Here is an 18,701-nt window from a genome sequence, read left to right as displayed (position 1 = left end):
CGTCGTCGCACCGGGGCTCGTCGTCGTGCCGCGCATCAGGCGCTCACCGCCGGCACCAGGTGGATGCGGTACTCGTACTTCGCATGCGGGTCGCGGTCGCCGAGATCCACGACCCCGGCGAACGTCGCTGCCGCCATCCCGGTCGCCGCGTCGGCGACGCGCTGCTTCAGGCGCTCCAGGCCGTCGGGATCCACCCGGTCCTGAGCGACCTCCCGGTAGCCCTTGCCGCGCACGCCCTTCGCGACGAACAGCAGCTTCGCCCCGCCGGAGGGCAGGCCGTCCGCCACCTCGATCGCGCCGTGCTCCAGGGCGAGCTGGTACGCCCCGAGCTGGGCGTGCTCGGCGGCCTCCGCCGCGGTCGGCGTGCGGTTGCCGGTCTTGAGGTCGACGATCACGACGGTGCCGTCGGCCGTGCGCTCCACCCGGTCGATCGTGCCGCGCACCAGCGCCCGGCCGATCCGCAGCTCGAACTCGCCCTCCGACCCGAGGAGCGCCCCACCGGCGCGCTCGAAGTCGCGCAGGTACTCGGAGACCCCCTGGGCGAGCGTCCTCGTGCGGCGGCGCTCCTTCTCCTCCAGCCACGGGGACTCGAAGCTCAGCTCGCTCCACCGGCGCTCGATGCCGCCCCACAGCCGCTCGACGCTCAGGTCGCGGTCATCGCTGGTGCTCGCCTCCTCCATGACGGCGTGCACCACGGTGCCGATGCCGGCGGCGAGGCCGCTCGGCGACGAGGCCATGGCGTCGACGAACCAGGCGAGCGGGGACTTCTCGAACGTCTCGAGTCGCGACGGCGACACGCGGACCACGGCCTCCTCGTCGTCGAGGTCGACCAGCGGGTCGGTCGTCGACGGCTCGGTGAGGCCGTACCAGCTGGCGGGGTCCGCACCCTCGACGCCCGCGTCGGCGAGCCGCGCGAGGGCCTCGGCGGCGTCGGGCGACCCCGTGGTGGCGAGGCGGCGGCGCAGCCTGCCGACCATCCCGCGCAGGGAGAGCGGGTGGATGCCCTCGTCGCGGTCGTCGACCGCCAGGTCGCCGGGCAGGCGCAGGAACGGAGAGGGCTGCTCGTCGTCGTTCGCCGTCGCCGTGAGGATGACCTGGCCGCGGGCGCGGGAGACCGCGAGGGCGAACATGCGGAGCTCGTCCCCGAGCACCTGCGCCCGCTGGTCCTCCGTGGCCGTCTCGCGCCCCTCGAGCGCGTCGCCGAGCTCCTGCGGGTGCAGCAGCGAGCCGCGCAGCCGGAGGTTCGGCCAGACGCTCTCCTGCAGGCCGGAGACGGCCACGACCTCGAACTCGCGGCCCACCGTCGCGCTCGGCGTGCAGACCAGGACGGCCGGCCCGGCGGTCTGCGCGGCGAGGGTGTCCTCCGGGACCTCCGCTCCCAGCAGTTCGACGACGAAGTCGGCGGCGGGACGTTCCGGGTAGCGCTCGACGAAGCGCCGGGCGGCCGTGAACAGGGCGACGACGCCGTCCAGGTGCCGATTGGCCTCGTCGGCGACGATCCCGCTGCGCTCGGACTGCTCCAGCCAGCGCCCGGCGAGGCCGCTGCGCTCCCACGTGTGCCAGAGGAGCTCCTCGATCGTCGCCCCGGCGGCGCCCTTCTCGCGGCCCGCCCGCAGCGTCTCGGCCAGGCGACCCGCGCGGCGTGCGGGCGAGGAGTCGATCGTGGCGAGGTGCGCCGGGTCGGCGAGCGCCTCCACCAGCAGGTCGTCCCCCGACCGGTTGCCCTCGCCGGCGAGCTCCTCCTGGCGGAGGGCGAGGCGCAGCCGGCGCAGGCTGACCGCGTCCAGACCGCCGAACGGTCCGAGGAGCAGCTCGGTGGCGACCGCCGGGGTCGGCTCGACGGCGCCCACCTCGACGCCGGCGACCGTGATCAGCTGGCGCGCCGCGTAGTCGTCGCGGAGCGCGCGGCCGGCGATGCTCGTCTTGGTCGGGACCTCCGCCACGGCCAGCGCGCGCGCCAGGCCGGGCACGTGGGCCCCCGAGCGCACCACGACCGCCATCTCGTCCCACGACACCCCGTCGAGCAGGTGCCGCTCGCGCAGCCGGCGGGCGAGCCGTGCGGCCTCGGCCGGGGCGGACGCGGCGAGGATGCGCAGGACCTCCGGCGGGGCGTCGTCGTCCGTCTGCGCGCGGTCCTCGGCGACGGGCCGAGCGGGAGCCGGCCGTGCGGACACCGCGAGCCGCTGCACCCCGGCGGCGGCCGTGCCGATGCGCTCGGTCACCCGCACGGTGAGCTCGCGCAGCGCCGGCGTCTGCCGGTGGGCGGAGCCCAGCACGAGGCGCTCGACGGGGACGCCGAGGCGGGAGGCCAGCTGGCCGATGGCGCCGGTCTCCGCGCCGCGGAAGGTGGTGGAGGCGACGTCGGGGTCGCCGAACGCGACGACCGCGACACCGCGCTCGGCCAGCGCGCGCAGCAGGGCGACCGTGGCGACCGTGGCCTCCTGCAGGTCGTCCACGAAGACGACGCGCAGCCGGTCGAGCGCGCTGCCGTCGCGCACCACGGCGACCGCGGACGCGATGAGCTCGGCCGAGTCGACGAACCCGCCGCGGTAGCTGTCGACGACGGCCTGGTACTCCGCGAGGAACCGGGCGGCCGCCCGCCACTCGTCGTGCCCGGTGATCGCGCCGAGCTCGGAGAGGCGCGACGGCGTGACACCGTGCTCGGCGCAGCGGGCCATCAGCTCGCGCAGCTCGGTGCGGAAGCCGCGAAGCGAGCGCACCTCCTCGACGAGCGGCTCCGGCCAGACGGGCCCGGCGCCGTCCTCGATGTGGCCCGCGAGCAGCTCGGCGATGATCTGGTCCTGCTCGCCGCCGGTCAGGAGGCGCGGAGGCTCCTCCCCCGTGAGCCGGGCGCGCGCGCCGACGAGCTGGAAGGCGAGGGAGGTGGCGGTGCGCGCGAGGGGACCGTTCGTCGGCACCCCCAGCCGCAGGGCGATCCGATCGCGCAGCGCGGTCGCGGACGCGCGCGAGGCGCTGAGCGCGAGGACCTCGTCGGTCCCGTAGCCGCGGCCGAGCACGCGCTCGGCGAGCGCCTCGACGAGCACCGTCGTCTTCCCGGTGCCCGGGGCGCCCAGCACGGCCGCGGACGCTCCGTCGGCCAGGCGCAGCACGGCCTCCTGCGTCTCGTCGAGGGCGGGGTCGCCGCTGCCGGAGCGCCGGTCGGCGCGGGGGCGGAAACCTCGGGTCGTCATGTCCTTCACGGTATCGGCGTCCGCCGACAGAGAACGTGACCCGGCGCCGCGAGCCGTGTGCCGTAGTCTGAACTCACATCGGGCGGTCGGTTTCGAGATGGCCCAGAACACCGGAAAGGCACGTCGTGGAGATCCGCATCGGAATCGTCAACGCCCCCCGCGAGCTGGGATTCGAGTCGGCGCAGTCGCCCGACGAGATCGCCCAGCAGGTGGAGACCGCCGTGAACAACGGCACCGGCGTCCTGCGCATCACCGACGACAAGGGCCGCATCTACGTGGTGCCGACCGCGGGCATCGCCTACGTCGAGATCGGCGCCGAGGAGTCGCGCCGCATCGGCTTCGTCGGCTAGATTCCCGTCTCGTGGAACTCCTCTTCGTCGCACTCGGCGGAGCCGTGCTCGGACTCGGCGCACGCTACCTGCTGCCCGGCCGTCACACGCACGGCGCCGTCCTCATCCCGGCCCTCGGCGTGATCGCCGCGAGCGCCCTGTGGGTCGCGCTCACCTGGGCGGGCCTGAAGTGGAACGGCGGCTGGATCTGGTGGATCACGCTGCTCGGCACGGCGGCGATCGTCGCGATCGTCGACCTGGTCGTCGGCCGCGTGCGCGCCGATCACGACGAGAAGCTGCTGCACTCGCTGGCGAAGGGCGCCGTCGCGCGCTGACGCCGCTCGCGTGCCGAACACCCCGGGTGCGGCACCGCTCAGGCGGTGAGGCCCAGCGCATCCATGCGCCGCGTGTGCGCCGCGATCAGCTCGGTGAAGATCGGCTCGATGCGCTCCTCGTCGGTCGCCCGGTTGCCCGAGAGGTGCAGCGCGGAGCGCGCCACGAGCAGGGTGTCGCCGACCAGGCGCCGCCCCCACATGGCGAGCCGCGACGCGAGCTGCGAGTCGGCGGCGATCTCTGCGCGCAGCACCTCCAGCACGCCCTCCTGGCCGGAGTCCGAGCCGAGGAGCTGGGCGACGCGCGGTCCGATGTCGCCGGGGAGTCCGGCCGCCAGCCGGATGAAGAAGTCGTCGAGCAGGCCGCCGGTCACCAGGGCCGACAGCAGCGTCTCGCGCCAGTCCGCCCCGACGATGAGGGCGCTGAAGCCCTCGATCTCGTCGGCGAACGGCTTCATCACCTCGCCGGGATCGTCGCCGCGGCGACGGATCTCGGCCACGATCCCCTGGTGCTTCGACAGCGCGTGCCCGGCGGCGGCCGCCACCGGCTCCTTGGCGCTCAGCGAACCGCACTCCGCCGCGACCCGCGAAAGGGTCTGGAACTGGTCCAGCTGCAGGTAGGCGGCCTGGCCCAGATAGGGCAGCAGATCGGGCATGACCTCGTGCAGGTCCACCCGCACGGCCGGGGCCCGATCGGCGCGGGGGGCGAGACGGGGGAGCTCGACCGCGGAGCGTCGGCGCGTGAACCAGGTTGACACGTACAGCAGTGTAACGGGGTCGTCCAGTAGGCTTGTCGTGTCCGTCGGCGTTGGATCGACGGCTCCTACGCCTGCGACACGAACAGGGCGTAGACCTTACGCAACGAACGACAGGCATACCTTTTGACTTTCTCCGAACTCAACATCGACCAGGACATGGTGGACGCCCTCGCCGCGAAGGGCATCGTCGAACCGTTCCCGATCCAGGCGCAGACCATCCCTCTGGCGCTCAGCGGCCAGGACATCATCGGCCAGGCCAAGACGGGCACCGGCAAGACCTTCGGCTTCGGCCTCCCGATCATCCAGCGCATCGGCCTCGACCCCGCGCCCGGCGTGAAGGTGCTCGTCGTCGTCCCGACGCGCGAGCTGTGCGTCCAGGTCGCCGAGGACCTCGAGATCGCCACCTCCAACCGCTCGACCACGGTCGTCAGCATCTACGGCGGCAAGGCCTACGAGGGCCAGGTCGAGCAGCTCAAGGCCGGCGCCCAGATCGTCGTCGGCACCCCCGGCCGCCTGCTGGACCTCGCCGGCCAGCGCCTCCTCGATCTCAAGCAGGTGCAGGAGGTCGTGCTCGACGAGGCCGACAAGATGCTCGACCTCGGCTTCCTCGCCGACATCGAGAAGATCTTCCAGCAGGTCCCCGCGACCCGCCACACCATGCTCTTCTCGGCGACGATGCCGGGCCCGATCGTCGCCCTCGCGCGTCGCTTCATGACCCGCCCGGTGCACATCCGCGCGACCGACCCGGACGAGGGCCTCACCCAGGCCAACATCAAGCACGTGGTCTACCGCGCCCACTCGCTCGACAAGGACGAGGTCATCGGCCGCATCCTGCAGTCGGAGGGCCGCGGCAAGACCGTCGTCTTCACCCGCACCAAGCGCGCTGCGGCGAAGCTGGTCGAAGAGCTGAACGACCGCGGCTTCAACGCCGCCGCCGTGCACGGCGACCTGAACCAGGAGCAGCGCGAGCGCGCGATGGCCGCCTTCAAGGCCGGCAAGAAGGACATCCTGATCGCCACCGACGTCGCGGCCCGCGGCATCGACGTCAACGACGTGACCCACGTGATCAACCACACCGTCCCGGACGACCACGACACCTACCTGCACCGCGCCGGTCGCACCGGCCGCGCCGGTAAGACGGGCATCGCGGTCACCTTCGTCGACTGGGACGACCTGCACAAGTGGGCGCTGATCAACCGGGCGCTCGAGATGGGCCAGCCGGAGCCGGTCGAGACCTACTCGTCGAGCCCGCACCTCTACGAGGACCTCAACATCCCCGCCGGCTCCAAGGGCCGCCTGAAGAGCACGCCGGTCGTCAAGAGCGAGGGCGCCCGCACCGGCGGCTCGCGCTCCGAGGGTTCGCGTTCCGAGGGCTCGCGTTCCGGCGGCGCCGCCCGCGACGGCGAGCGCTCCGGGGGCAACCGCAGCCGCCGCCGCACCCGCGGCGGAGAGGGCTCGGCCGAGGCGGCCGGCGGCGACGCCGGCACCACCGCCACCGCCACCGCCGAGGGCGACCAGAACGTCGCCGCCGGCACTCACGACGGAGGCGGCTCGCAGCACCGCGACGGCAACAGCGCCCCGCGCCGCCGTCGCCGCCGTTCGCGCGGCGGAGCGTCGAGCGCCCCCAGCACTCCCCCCGCGAACTGAGTTCCGATTCGCAGAGAAGGCGGCGGCCCCGACGGGGTCGCCGCCTTCTGCGTCAGTACCAGTCGTGCCCGAGGTGGAACGACCAGGCGGCGCACGGGCTCCCGTAGCGGCCCGAGATGTAGCCGAGCCCCCAGTTGATCTGCGTGTTCGCGTTGGTCATCCAGTCGCCGCCGGCGCTCGCCATCTTGCTGCCCGGCAGGGCTTGCGGGATGCCGTACGCGCCGCTCGACCGGTTGTAGGCGTCGGCGCGCCAGCTGGACTCCTTGGTCCAGAGCTTGATGAGGCAGCTCAGCTGCTCGCCGCCCCAGCCGTAGGCCGGCAGGCGGCCGGCCGCGTACGCCTGCGCGGCGGCGGGGTCGACCACGATTCCGGGCGGGGGCGCGGAGCCGTCCGCTCCTCCCCCGGATCCGCCGCCGCTGCCGCCACCGCCACCCGAGCCACCGCCACCCGAGGTGCCGCCTCCCCCGGTGTTGGCGGGCTGCTCCGCGGCCTTGCGGGCGGCCTCGCCCTCCGCGTACCGCCGTTCGACCGAGGCTTCCGTGTTCTTCAGCGACGCGAGCTGGGCGTACAGGGTGTCGGCGCGCGTCTGCTGGTCGGCGAGCGCGGCGTCGGCCGCGGCCTTGGCGGAGGCGGCGGTGTCGTACGCCTTCTTCGCGTCGGCGTCGCGCTGCTGCCGGATGCTCCGAGCGGCGGAGGCCTGCGCGCTGAGCGACGACGCCAGGTTCTTCTGCGACGTGGCCTGCTGGAGGAGCGTGTTCGACCGCTCGGCGAGCTTGGACACCGCGCCGAGCTGGTAGAGCAGGGTGTCGGCCGTCGCGGTGCTGTCGCTGAGGAAGAGCCGCACGGAGACGTCCGAGCCGCCGCCCCGGCTGAGCTGGGCCGCCAGGGTGCCGCTCTGCTGACGCAGCGTGTCGGCCGTGGATCGCGCCGCCTCGGCCTGCGCGGCGAGGTCCGACGCCTTCTGGGCCGCCGCCTGCAGGGCGGCCTGCGCGGCCCCGAACTCGGCGGCACGCTGGATGGCGGCGTCGGCCGCGGTGTCCGCACTGCTCTGGAGTCCGGCGAGGAGCCCGTTGATGCGGTCGACCTGGGCCTGAGCGGAGGACGCGTTCGCCTTCGCGGCGGCGACCTCATCCCAGCTCGGGTAGTTCGTCTCGGCCGCCGCGGGTCCGGCGGCTTCGGCGGTCACGAGCCCCGCGACCAGCACGGCGACCGCCGCCGATCGCGCCAAGACCCGTCTCACCCGCACACGCTCCCGATTCCTCCGTCGGGCTCCAGGCTATGCGACCGGGCCGTCCGGCGTCGAACCGGGCGGCCGCCGGTCAGTACCAGTTCGGGTCGTGACTCATCTCGAAGTTCCACGCGGCGCAGGGCGAGCCGTACGCCCGGTTGATGTAGTCGAGGCCCCAGTTCACCTGGGTGTTCTGGTTCGTCATCCAGTCGGCGCCGGCCGACGACATCTTGCTGGCCGGCCACGCCTGCGGGATGCCGTAGGCGCCGCTCGACGTGTTGTACGCGTCCGCGCGCCAGCCCGACTCGTGGTTCCACAGCTGGATGAGGCAGCCCATCTGGTCCTGCCCCCAGCCGAACGCCGCCAAGCGGCTCGACGCGTACGCCTGCGCTCCGGCGGGGTCGACGACCATGCCGGGAGGCGGTGCGACGCCGTCGGCTCCTCCACCCGGGTTCGCGGCGGCTTCGGCGGCGGCCTTCGCCGCCTCCCCGGCCGCGTAGTTCTGCTCGACGGAGGTTTCGGTGTTCTTCAGGGTCGCGAGCTGCGCGTACAGCGTGTTCGCGTGCGACTTCTGGTCGGCGAGCTGCGCCTCGGCCGCCGCCTCGGCGTCCTTGGCGACCTGGTAGGCCTTCTTGGCGTCGGCGTCGAGCTGCGTGCGCACGGTCTCGGCGGCGGCGGCCTGCGTGCTGAGGGCGGCGGCGACGTTCTTCTGCTGGTCGGCCGCGGCGAGGAGCGCGGTCGAGCGCTCGGTGAGCTTCGAGACCGCCCCGAGCTCGTAGAGCAGCGACTTCTGGTTCGTCGAGCTGCTGCCCAGGAAGAGGCGGAGGGTGACGTTGGAGCCTCCGGCGCGCACCAGCTGGGAGGCGAGGGTGCCGCTCTGCTTGCGGAGGGTCTCGGCCTGGGCGGTGGCCGCGGTGGCCTGGGACGAGAGGTCGTCGGCTTTGCGCGTCGCCGCCTGCAGCGCCGCCTCGGCCGCCCCGTACTCTCCCGCGCGCTTCACGGCGAGATCTCCGGCGGCGTTCGCGGCCGTCTGGAGGTTGGCCAGCAGCGCGTTGATGCTGTCCACCTCGGCCTGGGCCGCCGCCGCGTTCGCCTTCGCGGCCTGCACGTCGTCCCACGACGGGTACGACGTGTCCGCGACGGCCGGTGCCGCGCCTCCCGCCAGAACGAGCGCGCCGATCAGCGCCGCCGCCGACGCGGAGGCCGTCCACATCCGTCTCACCCGAGCACCTCGCCTTTCGTCCCCCGGGGTCCAGGCTAAGCGCACCTGGTCACGGAGCGAAGAAGGGCGCCGCGCCTGTCGCTTCTTCGATCATCCGATCGAGGACCGCCGGATCGGTCGTGTTCTCGCCCAGGCGGTTCGGTTTCCCCGCCCCGTGGTAGTCGCTGGAGCCCGTGAGTGCGAGCCCGTAGCGGGCGGCCAGTTCGCGCAGCCGCGCCTTGCCGTCCTCGGTGTTCTCGCGGTGATCGACCTCGAAGCCGAAGAGCCCGGCGTCGACCAGGCGGCGCAGGCGGTCCTCCGGGATCACCCGGCCGCGGCCTCCCGTCGCGGGATGCGCGAGCACAGGGATGCCGCCGGCCTCCCGGATCAGCCGCACCCCCGTCAGCGGTTCCGGCGCGTAGTGCGGCTGGAAGTAGCCGCTGCGCCAGTGCAGGATGCCGGCGAAGGCCGCGCTGCGGTCGACGGCGAGACCGCGGGCGACGAGCGCGTCGGCGATGTGCGGGCGGCCGACCGTGGCGCCCTCCGTGGCCTGGGCCATCACGTCGGCCCAGGTGATGTCGTAGTCCTCGCCGATCCGGCGCACCATGTCCTCCGCGCGCCGCATCCGGCCGTCGCGGATGCGCTGGGTCTCCGCCACGAGCGCCGCGTTCGTGGGATCGAAGAGGTAGCCGAGCATGTGGACGCTCGCGAACTCGATCCGCGTGCTCAGCTCCATGCCCGGGATGACCGTGATGCCGGCCTCGGCGCCCGCGACGGCGGCCTCCGCCCAGCCCGCGGTGGAGTCGTGGTCGGTGAGCGCGACCGTGCCGAGCCCGGCGCGCGCCGCGGCGTGCACGAGCTCCGCAGGGGTCTCCGTCCCGTCCGACACGCTCGAGTGCGTGTGGAGGTCGACGGGACCGCGGAACCGTCGCTCATCAGCCATGCACTCCATCCTAGGAGTGGGAGAATGGTCGGCATGTCGTCCCAGCAGTCCACTCCGTCCACCGCCGAGACCGAAGAGGCCCCGCGCGCCACCGCGAACCGCTCGACCACTCCGGGCTCCGCCGCCTTCAAGGAGTTCATCGGCAGCGGCTGGGCGGAACGGCCGGAGGTGCTCCCGGGCGCCCGCGAGCAGGCCGCGTTCGCCGCCCGGCGCCGTGCCCGCGTGTCGGAGCTCTTCCGCGGCAAGCGCGTGATCGTCCCCGCCGGGCGCCTCAAGCAGCGCTCCAACGACACCGACTACGCGTTCCGCGCCCACTCCGCGTTCACGCACCTCACCGGGTGGGGCTCGGACTCTGAGCCCGGCAGCGTGCTGGTGCTGGAGCCCACCGCCTCCGGGCACGAGGCCACCCTGTACTTCCGGGAGCGCGCCGGCCGCGACTCCGACGAGTTCTACGCCAACCCCGAGATCGGCGAGTTCTGGATCGGGCCGCGCCCCTCCCTCGGCCAGGTCGCGAGCGACCTCGACCTCCCGACGCGCGGGATCGCCGACGTCGCCGCCGTGCTCGACGCCGTCGACGACTCCACCCTCATCCTGCGTGAGGCGGACCCCGACCTCACCGACCGCGTCGACACCGCGCGCCTGGTGCTCACCGAGGACGCCGACCCGGAGGACCACGCCGAGGACGACCGCCTGGCCCGCGAGCTCTCCGAGCTCCGCCTGGTCAAGGACGAGTACGAGCTCGGCGAGCTGCGCGCCGCCGTCGCCGCCACCGCGCGCGGCTTCGACGACGTGATCGCCGACCTCCCGCGCATCGTGGCGCACCCCCGCGGCGAGCGCCTCGTCGAGGGCGTCTTCAACGGGCGCGCGCGGGCGGACGGCAACGCCGTCGGCTACGACACCATCGCCGCGAGCGGCCCGCACGCCTGCATCCTGCACTGGACGCGCAACGACGGACCGGTGGTCCCCGGCGACCTCATCCTGCTCGACGCGGGCGTGGAGATGGACAGCTACTACACGGCGGACATCACGCGCACCCTGCCGGTCAGCGGCACGTTCACCGAGACGCAGCGCCTGGTCTACGAGACGGTGCGGGAGGCCGCGGACGCCGCGTTCGCGATCGTCCGCCCCGGCATCCGCTTCCGCCAGATCCACGCGACCGCGATGGCGGTCATCGCCCGCCGCACCGCCGAGTGGGGCCTGCTGCCCGTCAGCGCGGAGGAGGCCCTGGAGCCGGAGAACCAGCAGCACCGCCGCTACATGGTGCACGGGACGAGCCACCACCTGGGGCTCGACGTGCACGACTGCGCGCAGGCGCGGCGCGAGCTCTACCTGGACGGCGTGCTGGAGCCCGGCATGACCTTCACGATCGAGCCCGGCCTGTACTTCCAGCCGGACGACCTGACGGTGCCCGAGCGGTTCCGCGGCATCGGCGTGCGGATCGAGGACAACATCCTCGTCACCGCCGACGGCGCCGAGAACCTGTCGCTCGCCATCCCGCGCACCGCGGACGACGTCGAGGAGTGGATGGGCCGGCTCGGCGCACGCTGAGCCGAGCGGCCCACCGCCCGCCGGTCAGGCGCGCGGCGCCGGGGGTGCCGCCGGGTCCTCCGGGCCGTCCGCCGGGGGCACGGGAGGCTGCGGCGCGGGAGGCTGCCACGCGCTCGGCGGGTCGCTGGGGTGCGGCGCAGCGGGCGGGTCGCTCGGGTGCGCGGCCGCGGCCTGGGGCTGCTCCGACGGCCGGCCGTCGAGCAGGTTGCGCGCCCGGTTGCCGAGGTCGCCGTCCACCAGGACGGAGTAGCTGGTCGCGATGACCTGCATGACCGAGGTGTAGTCCTTGCGGCGCCGGTTGATGGCGTAGGAGACGATGCCGAACAGCATCCCGAAGCCGGCGCCGATGAGCACGGCGGCGATCACGAAGGCGAAGCTCACCGTCGGGGAGAAGATCACGAGGAGCAGCCCGAAGAAGATGCCGAGCCAGGCGCCGGAGGCCGCGCCGGCGAGAGCGACGCGCCCCCAGGTGAGCTTGCCGGTCACGCGCTCGACGCTCTTGAGGTCGCTGCCGATGATGGAGACCTTGTCGACCGGGAAGTCGGCGCGGGCGAGCACGTCCACCGCCTCCTGGGCCGCGGGGTAGCTGTCGAACGTTGCGACGACCTCGCCGCGCGGGAGGGTCGGGAACAGGATCCGGTTGCGGCCGCCGAGAGGGCTTGGGGAGCTCATCGCCCCATTGTCCCATTCTCACGGTCCCCGCGGTGGGAAGGGCATAGGTTTATACACGTGAGTGCCACCAGAATCTTCGTCGCCCGCCTGGCCGGGACCAGCGTCTTCGACCCGGTCGGCGACCGGGTCGGCCGCGTGCGCGACGTGCTGGTGGTCTACCGCAAATCGGACCCGCCGACCGTCGTCGGCCTGATCGTGGAGATCCCCGGCAAGCGCCGCGTGTTCGTGTCGATCGGGCGCGTGACGAGCATCTCCCCCGGCCAGATCATCACCACCGGGCTCATCAACGTGCGGCGCTTCGAGCAGCGCGGCGGCGAGGTGCGCGTCATCGCGGAGCTGCTCGGCCGCAAGGTGGACTTCGCCGACGGCACCGGAGAGGCCACCATCGAGGACGTCGCCATCGAGGAGTCCCCCACCGGCGAGTGGGCGGTCGGCCAGCTCTTCGTGCGCCGGCCCAAGACCGGCTCCTCGCCGTTCGGCAAGGGACCGACGACGTTCGTGTCGTGGAACGAGGTGCGCGAGCGTCTTCGCGGCGGGGAGGCGCAGTCGGCGGAGCAGCTGATCGCGACGTACTCCGAGCTGAAGCCGGCCGACCTCGCGAACACGCTGCTCGACCTCCCGCCCCAGCGCATGCTCGAGGTGGCGGAGGAGCTGCCGGACGACCGCCTCGCCGACGTGCTCGAGGAGATGCCGGAGAGCGAGCAGGTGCAGATCCTCGCCAAGCTCGACGACGACCGCGCCGCCGACGTGCTCGACCAGATGGAGCCGGACGACGCCGCCGACCTCATCGCGCAGCTCTCCGACGAGCGCGGCGAGCACCTCCTGGAGCTGATGGAGCCGGAGGAGGCGGAGGACGTCCGCATGCTCCTCAGCTACGCGCCCGACACCGCGGGCGGTCTGATGACCACCGAGCCGATCATCGTGTCGGCCGACGCCACCGTCGCCGAGGGCCTCGCGCTGATCCGCCGGCACGAGCTCGCCCCCGCGCTGGGAGCGGCCGTCTGCGTGACCCTCCCGCCCTACGAGCCGCCGACCGGGCGGTTCCTCGGCATCGTGCACTTCCAGCGGATGCTGCGCTACCCGCCGCACGTGCGCCTCGGCACGCTGCTCGACCCCAGCCTGGAGCCCGTCACGGGCGACACCTCCGCGGCCGAGGTGTCCCGCATCCTGGCCAGCTACAACCTCGTCTCGGTCCCCGTGGTCGACGACAAGCACCGACTCGTCGGGGTGGTGACCATCGACGACATCCTCGACTATCTGCTCCCCGACGACTGGCGGAGCCAAGACGAGGACGAGCCCGTGAAACGCACGGCCCCGTCCGACGAGACCGGCAGCATCCCGATCGTGAACGGAAGGAGGGGTTCGAGTGGCACGAGGTAAGCAGGACACCCGTCTCGATGCGCCGAAAGGTCTGCGCACGCCCGTCCTGGGGTCGTCGTCGCGGCGCGGTCAGGCCGAGCAGAGCGACCGCTTCGGCCGGTTCACCGAGTGGATCGCGCGCGCCATGGGGACCCCGTGGTTCATCCTCGGGCTCACCGTCTTCGTGGTCGCCTGGATGGCGTGGAACACCCTTCTCCCGACCTCGTGGCGGTTCGACTCCGCGGCCCTCGGCTTCATCGCGCTGACGCTGGTGCTGTCGCTGCAGGCGTCGTACGCCGCCCCGCTCATCCTGCTCGCCCAGAACCGGCAGGACGACCGCGACCGCGTGCAGATCGAGCAGGACCGCCAGCGCGCCGAGCGCAACCTGGCCGACACCGAGTACCTCGCCCGCGAGGTCGTCGCACTGCGGCTCGCGGTGAAGGACATGGCGACGAAGGACTTCATCCGTGCCGAGCTGCGCGCCCTGCTCGAGGACCTCGAGGAGCGGGACGCGGAAGAAGGCGAGAACTCCCGTGCCTGAGCTGGCGGACGCCGTCGGGCGTGCGCTGGCCGCCGTGCTCGACCCCGAGATCCGCAAGCCGATCACCGAGCTCGACATGGTCGGCGGCGTGGAGGTGGCCCCCGACGGGCACGCGACGGTCGGCATCAAGCTGACGATCGTCGGCTGCCCGGCCGCCGACGCGATCGAACGGGACGTGCGCGCCGCCACGGCGAGCGTCCCCGGGGTGACCGACGTGACCGTCGACGTCTCGGTGATGACACCGGCCGAGCGCCGCGCGCTCACCGAGCGCCTGCGGGGCGGCAAGGCGGAGCGGACCGCCCAGTTCGGCCCGGACTCCCTCACCCGCGTCTACGCCGTCACGAGCGGCAAGGGCGGCGTCGGCAAGTCGACGGTCACGGCTAACCTGGCGGTGGCTCTCGCCGAGCGCGGGCTGCGCGTCGGCATCGTCGACGCCGACGTGCACGGCTTCTCGATCCCCGGCGTGCTCGGGATGACCGACGAGAACGGCGTCGCGCCGCGGCCGACCCGGGTGGACGACATGATCCTCCCGCCGGTCGCCTACGGCGTGAAGGTCGTGTCGATCGGGATGTTCGTCGACTCCGCGTCCGCGGCGGTCGCCTGGCGCGGCCCGATGCTCCACCGGACCATCCAGCAGTTCCTCGGCGACGTGTTCTTCGGCGATCTCGACATCCTGCTCCTCGACCTGCCGCCCGGCACCGGCGACGTGGCCATCTCGGTCGGGCAGCTGCTCCCCCAGGCGGAGGTGCTGGTCGTCACGACGCCGCAGCCCGCCGCCGCCGACGTCGCGGAGCGCAGCGGCGTCGTCGCCCGGCAGACCGGTCAGAAGGTCGTCGGCGTGATCGAGAACATGGCGGGCCTCGTGCAGCCGGACGGCAGCATCCTCGACCTCTTCGGCAGCGGCGGTGGGGCCGAGGTCGCCCGCCGCCTGTCCGCCGGCCAGGACGAGGAGGTGCCGCTGCTGGCCTCCGTGCCGCTCAGCATCCCGCTGCGGGCCGGTGGCGACGCGGGCGCGCCGATCGTCGTGACCGACCCGGCCGATCCCGCCGCGGCCGCGATCCGCGCCGTCGCCGAGCGTCTCGCCACCCGTGCCCGCGGTCTCGCCGGCCGCAAACTCGGCCTCTCCCCGCGGAGCTGACCGTGACGGTGCTGATCGTCGTGCAGCTCGTCCTCGCCGGGCTGCTCGCCGGTGAGGAGACGATCGTGCGCTGGGGCGTGCAGCCGGCGCTGCGCTCCCTGCCGGACGACGCCCACGTGCGGACGCGGATCGCCCTGGTGAAGCGGCTGAAGGTCGTGGTCCCGATCCTGATGGTGCCGACGGTGCTCGCGTCGATCGCGCTCCTCGTCGTCGCGGGAGGCTCCGCGGGCCTGGCCTGGCGGATCGCGGGAGCCGCGGCCCTCCTGGTCTTCGTGCTCGCGTCGTTCCTCGGCACCGTGCCGATCAACATCGGCGTGAACGACTGGGATCCCGTAAGGCCGCCCGCGGACTGGCGCGCGGTCGTCGTGCGCTGGGAGCGGATCGACGTGCTGCGCTCGACCGCGGCCGTGCTCGCCTTCGTGCTGTTCGCGATCGCCGTCGGCGTCGCGCTCCCCTGACCCGTCCGGCCGCTAGACCGGCTCGACGATGCGGGCGATCAGCTCGACCAGCAGGCGTTCCGTCAGCGGGCGCGGCAGCGCCTCGATGAGGGCGAGCAACGGGGCCTGCTCGTCGGGGAGCCGGCCGTCGCCTCCCCCGCCGATGCCGACGGCCTGCAGCACGGCCGCGGCGGTCTCCGAGTCGAGCGGCCCCTCCGCGAGCCCCGGCGGGAGCGCGCCGAGCAGCGGACCCGGGTCGACGGGCGGAACCCCTCGCACCTCGTCCGCGGCGGCGCGCAGGGCCGCCTCCAGCTCGTCGAGGCGGCTGCCGGTGACCGGCGTGATCGTGAGGTGCGTCGTGTGCGGGAGGCGGGTGCCGTCCTCCTGGGTGAGGCCGGGCTGCAGCTGGAGGTGCCAGCCGCGCAGGCGCGCCCGGTCGGCCCAGTGGTGCGGGTCGACGCGGCGGGCGGCCGGCAGGGAGTCGTCGCTGGTCACGGCCAGCAGCGGACCGGTCGGCGAGCCGAACACCCGCAGCCCCTCGATGTCTGCGATCAGGTCCGCGAGCGCGGCGGTCGAACGGAGGCAGGACTCGCCCAGCTCGGCCAGTCCGCGCGCTCCGAGCGCCTGGATGATCGCCCACGACGCCGCGAGGGCGGCCGCCGACTTGGAGCCGAGGAGCGTCGGGTTGACCACCGGGTAGCCGGGCCAGCCGGTGGTGGCGAAGTACTGGAGGCGCTGGCGGTCGCGGCCGCGCTGCAGGAGCACGCTCGCCCCCTTGGGGGCGTAGCCGAACTTGTGGAGGTCGGCGGAGATGCTGGTGACGCCCGGCACGCGGAAGTCCCACGGCGGCAGCGCGGTCCCGTCGGCGTCGCGCCAGAACGGGAGGATCCAGCCGCCGATGCAGCCGTCGACGTGGAGGGCCACCCCGGCGTCCTCACAGGCGGCCGCGACCGTCCCGACCGGATCGAGCGTGCCGAACGGGTAGGAGGGGGCGGAGACGACCACGAGCGCGACGTCCGGCCCCAGCCGGTCGAGGAGGCGGTCGGGATCGATCCGTCCCGTCTCGTGGTCGACGGGCACGAGGTCGAGCGCGAGGTCGAAGTACCCGGCGGCCTTCTGGAACGCCGCGTGCACGGTCACCGGAGCGAGGAGGCGCGCACGGCCCTCCCCGCCGGCGGCACGCCAGGCCTCGCGCGCCGTCTTGACCGCGAGGAGGCACGACTCGGTGCCGCCGGAGGTGACGGAGCCGACGACATCGTCGCCGCCGTGGAGCAGCTCCCGGGCGAAGCCGATCACCTCCCGCTCCATCACGGCGACGGAGGTGAAGGTCGTCGGGTCGAGGCCGTTCACCGGCTGCACGAGCCGCATGGCCTCGGCGGCCAGCTCGTCGATCTCGGCGACACCCGAGTCGTACACGTAGCTGAGCACCTGCCCGCCGTGGGTCGGCGCGTCGGCCGAGCGCAGAGCGGCGAGTCGGGCGAGGACCGCCCTGGCGTCAAACGAGACCATCGATGTCGTCCTTCCGGAGGCGGTAGCGGCCGAGGGGGATGAGGCTGAGGGCGAGCAGCACGGCGGGCACCGCGCTGAAGGCGAGCACGATGCCCGCGACGGCCGCGGCGGGCTGCGTCGCCCCGGCCACGACGACGGTCGGGTCCGCCGAGCGCACCACGTAGCCCGTGATCGCGAGCACGACGGTGAGCACGGTCGCGCCCAGCGCCATCCCCGTCGTCTCGCCGGCGGTCCACATCCCGCCGAAGGTCCCCGCGCGGCCCGGCCCGTTGCGGCGCGCGTCGTGCGAGATCACGTCGGGCAGCATCGCCATGGGCAGGGACTGCATGCCGGCGTAGGCCGCGCCGGCCACCGCCACGGGCACGTAGACCCAGGCTCCCGGAGCCCAGAGCAGCACGACCATCGACAGGGCCGCGAGCCCGAAGAGCACGCTCGCCGCGACGAAGCCGCGCTCCTTGCCGACCCGCCGGGCGACGATGCCCCACAGCGGCGTGACGACGAGGGCCGGACCGATGAGGGCCAGGAAGAGGAAGGTGACCGCGTCCTCGGAGTGCAGCACCCAGGTCGCGACGTAGTTCGCCCCAGCGAGCATGAGGCCGGTGGCGAGCCCCTGCAGCAGGAAGGTGAGCAGCAGCGCGCGGAACGGCTGGCTGTCCCGCAGGACGCGCACCCCGGCCGCGTAGTTCGTGCGCAGCGTCACGAGCACGGACTCGCGCGGCGGGGCGATCGGGGCGGGAGCGTGCCGTGGCGCCACGAAGGCCGAGATCAGCATCCCGCCGCCGATGGCGACGCCCGCGATCAGCGCCATGACCGGGTAGCCGCCGAGGGAGCGCAGCGCCGGGCCGCCCGCGCCGAAGAGCAGGATCGCGAACGTCAGCACCACCACGCGCCAGGTCAGCAGCCGTGTCCGCTCGTCGTACCCCCCGGCGAGCTCGGCGGGCAGCGCGATGTAGGGCACCTGGAAGAGACTGAACGACGTGGCCGTCAGCACGAAGGCGATCAGCACCCACGTCGCCGAGACCGCCGCGGGCATGCCGGCCGGCACGGCGAAGGTCAGCAGGAAGAAGACGGGCAGCGTGGCCGCTCCGAGCACCATCATCGGCCGGCGGGATCCGCGCACGGCGAGCATCCGGTCGCTGCGGGCGCCGATCACGGGGTCGATGACGACGTCCCACACCTTGGCCACCGTCACGACGACGCCCGCCACGAGCGCGGCCACACCGAGACTGTCCGTCAGGTAGTAGACGAGGACGAGACCCGGGAGCGTGGAGAAGCCGCCGGTGCCGAGCGAACCGATGGCGTAGCGCGCGACCGTCGGCCGGGTGAGCGTCTGCTCCGTTGCGATCATGTCCGCATCGTATTGGATGCGCGGCCTCACGACCGCCGGCGACGGTCGCGCGATTCACCTCCCGGTCATCCGTCCCCGCCACGATCGGTCCCGTGCAAGGATCGAGGGATGGGGTGGAACGTGCGCAGACGGCGGTGGGAACCGTGGCGGTGACGCCGTGGAGCGATCAGCGGATCGTCGACGCCGCTCCTGACGCCTCCTCCGTCGCCGCGGGCCGCAAGCTCGCAGCCCCCGGGCCGTGGTCGGAGACCGGGGTCAACGACTCGCTGCTCTGGGGCCGCTGCCAGGGCAGCGGGAGCACGCCGTACCAGGTGAGCGTCGATCTGCTCGCCCCCGCGTACCGCTGCAGCTGCCCGAGCCGCAAGTTCCCGTGCAAGCACGCGATCGCGCTGCTCCTGCTGTGGTCGGCGGGAGGCGTCGGAGAAGCCGGAGGCACGGCCGAGTTCGCCCAGACCTGGGCGGAGCAGCGCGACAAGCGCGCCCGCTCGCGCACAGCGTCGCCGGAGGACCGCGCGCCCGC

17 protein-coding genes (1 of these 17 only partly in view) are annotated in these 18,701 nt (G+C 73.5%); 9 read left to right on the top strand and 8 right to left on the bottom strand.

Going from position 1 to position 18,701, the window contains the following annotated elements:
- Positions 1-35: 35 nt before the first annotated feature.
- Positions 36-3,191, bottom strand: coding sequence for an ATP-dependent DNA helicase (locus tag BGO91_RS13615; protein ID WP_290473279.1), 3,156 nt, complete (start codon positions 3,189-3,191; stop codon positions 36-38).
- Between the two features lie 125 nt (positions 3,192-3,316).
- On the opposite strand from BGO91_RS13615, the gene BGO91_RS13610 reads away from it, so the two are divergent.
- Positions 3,317-3,541: a DUF3107 domain-containing protein gene (locus BGO91_RS13610; RefSeq protein WP_021764265.1), complete on the top strand. Its 225-nt coding sequence runs from the start codon at positions 3,317-3,319 to the stop codon at positions 3,539-3,541.
- An 11-nt stretch (positions 3,542-3,552) separates the two neighbouring features.
- Positions 3,553-3,855 (top strand): hypothetical protein, encoded by a 303-nt coding sequence (locus BGO91_RS13605; RefSeq protein ID WP_290473278.1) that lies wholly within the window; start codon positions 3,553-3,555, stop codon positions 3,853-3,855.
- A 38-nt stretch (positions 3,856-3,893) separates the two neighbouring features.
- On the opposite strand, the gene BGO91_RS13600 is transcribed toward BGO91_RS13605, so the two are convergent.
- On the bottom strand, positions 3,894-4,610 hold the full coding sequence (locus BGO91_RS13600) for a ferritin-like fold-containing protein (RefSeq protein ID WP_290473277.1): 717 nt from the start codon (positions 4,608-4,610) through the stop codon (positions 3,894-3,896).
- A 123-nt stretch (positions 4,611-4,733) separates the two neighbouring features.
- Between BGO91_RS13600 and BGO91_RS13595 the strand changes: the two genes are divergently transcribed.
- The gene (locus tag BGO91_RS13595) at positions 4,734-6,257 is read left to right on the top strand and encodes a DEAD/DEAH box helicase (protein WP_290473276.1); all 1,524 of its coding nucleotides are present in this window, start codon (positions 4,734-4,736) and stop codon (positions 6,255-6,257) included.
- 52 nt (positions 6,258-6,309) lie between these two features.
- Here the strand turns inward: BGO91_RS13595 and BGO91_RS13590 are convergent, their stop codons facing one another.
- The 3 genes from BGO91_RS13590 to BGO91_RS13580 form a co-directional block, all read right to left on the bottom strand.
- A complete protein-coding gene (locus BGO91_RS13590; protein WP_290473275.1) occupies positions 6,310-7,497 on the bottom strand; it encodes a hypothetical protein in 1,188 nt (395 codons plus the stop codon).
- Positions 7,498-7,576: 79 nt separating this feature from the next.
- A complete protein-coding gene (locus tag BGO91_RS13585; RefSeq protein ID WP_290473274.1) occupies positions 7,577-8,698 on the bottom strand; it encodes a hypothetical protein in 1,122 nt (373 codons plus the stop codon).
- A 58-nt stretch (positions 8,699-8,756) separates the two neighbouring features.
- A complete protein-coding gene (locus tag BGO91_RS13580) occupies positions 8,757-9,629 on the bottom strand; it encodes a PHP domain-containing protein (protein WP_290473273.1) in 873 nt (290 codons plus the stop codon).
- A gap of 24 nt (positions 9,630-9,653) precedes the next feature.
- On the opposite strand from BGO91_RS13580, the gene BGO91_RS13575 reads away from it, so the two are divergent.
- A complete protein-coding gene (locus BGO91_RS13575; protein ID WP_290473272.1) occupies positions 9,654-11,177 on the top strand; it encodes an aminopeptidase P family protein in 1,524 nt (507 codons plus the stop codon).
- A 24-nt stretch (positions 11,178-11,201) separates the two neighbouring features.
- Here BGO91_RS13575 and BGO91_RS13570 read toward each other — a convergent pair whose 3' ends face one another.
- Positions 11,202-11,849, bottom strand: coding sequence for a general stress protein (locus BGO91_RS13570; protein ID WP_290473271.1), 648 nt, complete (start codon positions 11,847-11,849; stop codon positions 11,202-11,204).
- Positions 11,850-11,906: 57 nt separating this feature from the next.
- Between BGO91_RS13570 and BGO91_RS13565 the strand changes: the two genes are divergently transcribed.
- Genes BGO91_RS13565 through BGO91_RS13550 form a run of 4 tightly spaced genes read left to right on the top strand, consistent with a single transcriptional unit; the run spans position 11,907 to position 15,345 of the window.
- Positions 11,907-13,229, top strand: a complete 1,323-nt coding sequence (locus BGO91_RS13565) for a CBS domain-containing protein (RefSeq protein ID WP_290473270.1) — start codon at positions 11,907-11,909, stop codon at positions 13,227-13,229.
- Positions 13,216-13,749 carry a DUF1003 domain-containing protein gene (locus BGO91_RS13560; RefSeq protein ID WP_290473269.1) on the top strand — a complete coding sequence of 178 codons (534 nt, stop codon included), beginning with the start codon at positions 13,216-13,218 and terminating at the stop codon, positions 13,747-13,749. Before BGO91_RS13565 ends, BGO91_RS13560 begins: the two co-directional genes overlap by 14 nt.
- Positions 13,742-14,887, top strand: coding sequence for an Mrp/NBP35 family ATP-binding protein (locus BGO91_RS13555; protein ID WP_290473268.1), 1,146 nt, complete (start codon positions 13,742-13,744; stop codon positions 14,885-14,887). Before BGO91_RS13560 ends, BGO91_RS13555 begins: the two co-directional genes overlap by 8 nt.
- Before the next feature lie 2 nt (positions 14,888-14,889).
- Positions 14,890-15,345, top strand: coding sequence for a DUF1772 domain-containing protein (locus BGO91_RS13550; protein ID WP_290473267.1), 456 nt, complete (start codon positions 14,890-14,892; stop codon positions 15,343-15,345).
- 12 nt (positions 15,346-15,357) lie between these two features.
- Here the strand turns inward: BGO91_RS13550 and BGO91_RS13545 are convergent, their stop codons facing one another.
- Both BGO91_RS13545 and BGO91_RS13540 read right to left on the bottom strand, forming a co-directional pair.
- Positions 15,358-16,833: an aspartate aminotransferase family protein gene (locus tag BGO91_RS13545; protein ID WP_290473266.1), complete on the bottom strand. Its 1,476-nt coding sequence runs from the start codon at positions 16,831-16,833 to the stop codon at positions 15,358-15,360.
- On the bottom strand, positions 16,820-18,181 hold the full coding sequence (locus BGO91_RS13540; RefSeq protein WP_290473265.1) for an MFS transporter: 1,362 nt from the start codon (positions 18,179-18,181) through the stop codon (positions 16,820-16,822). Before BGO91_RS13540 ends, BGO91_RS13545 begins: the two co-directional genes overlap by 14 nt.
- A gap of 113 nt (positions 18,182-18,294) precedes the next feature.
- Here BGO91_RS13540 and BGO91_RS13535 point away from each other — a divergent pair, with 113 nt between their 5' ends.
- Positions 18,295-18,701: the 5' end (the start) of an SWIM zinc finger domain-containing protein gene (locus BGO91_RS13535; RefSeq protein WP_290473264.1), read on the top strand. The gene runs 928 nt beyond the window's last position; only the first 407 of its 1,335 coding nucleotides appear in the window; its start codon is at positions 18,295-18,297; its stop codon lies beyond the right edge, outside the window.

Source organism: Leifsonia sp. 71-9 (genome assembly GCF_001898805.1).
Classification (GTDB): Bacteria; Actinomycetota; Actinomycetes; order Actinomycetales; family Microbacteriaceae; genus Leifsonia.
The sequence above is the reverse complement of the archived record's forward strand: the minus strand, read 5'-3'. Positions and strand labels throughout refer to the sequence as shown.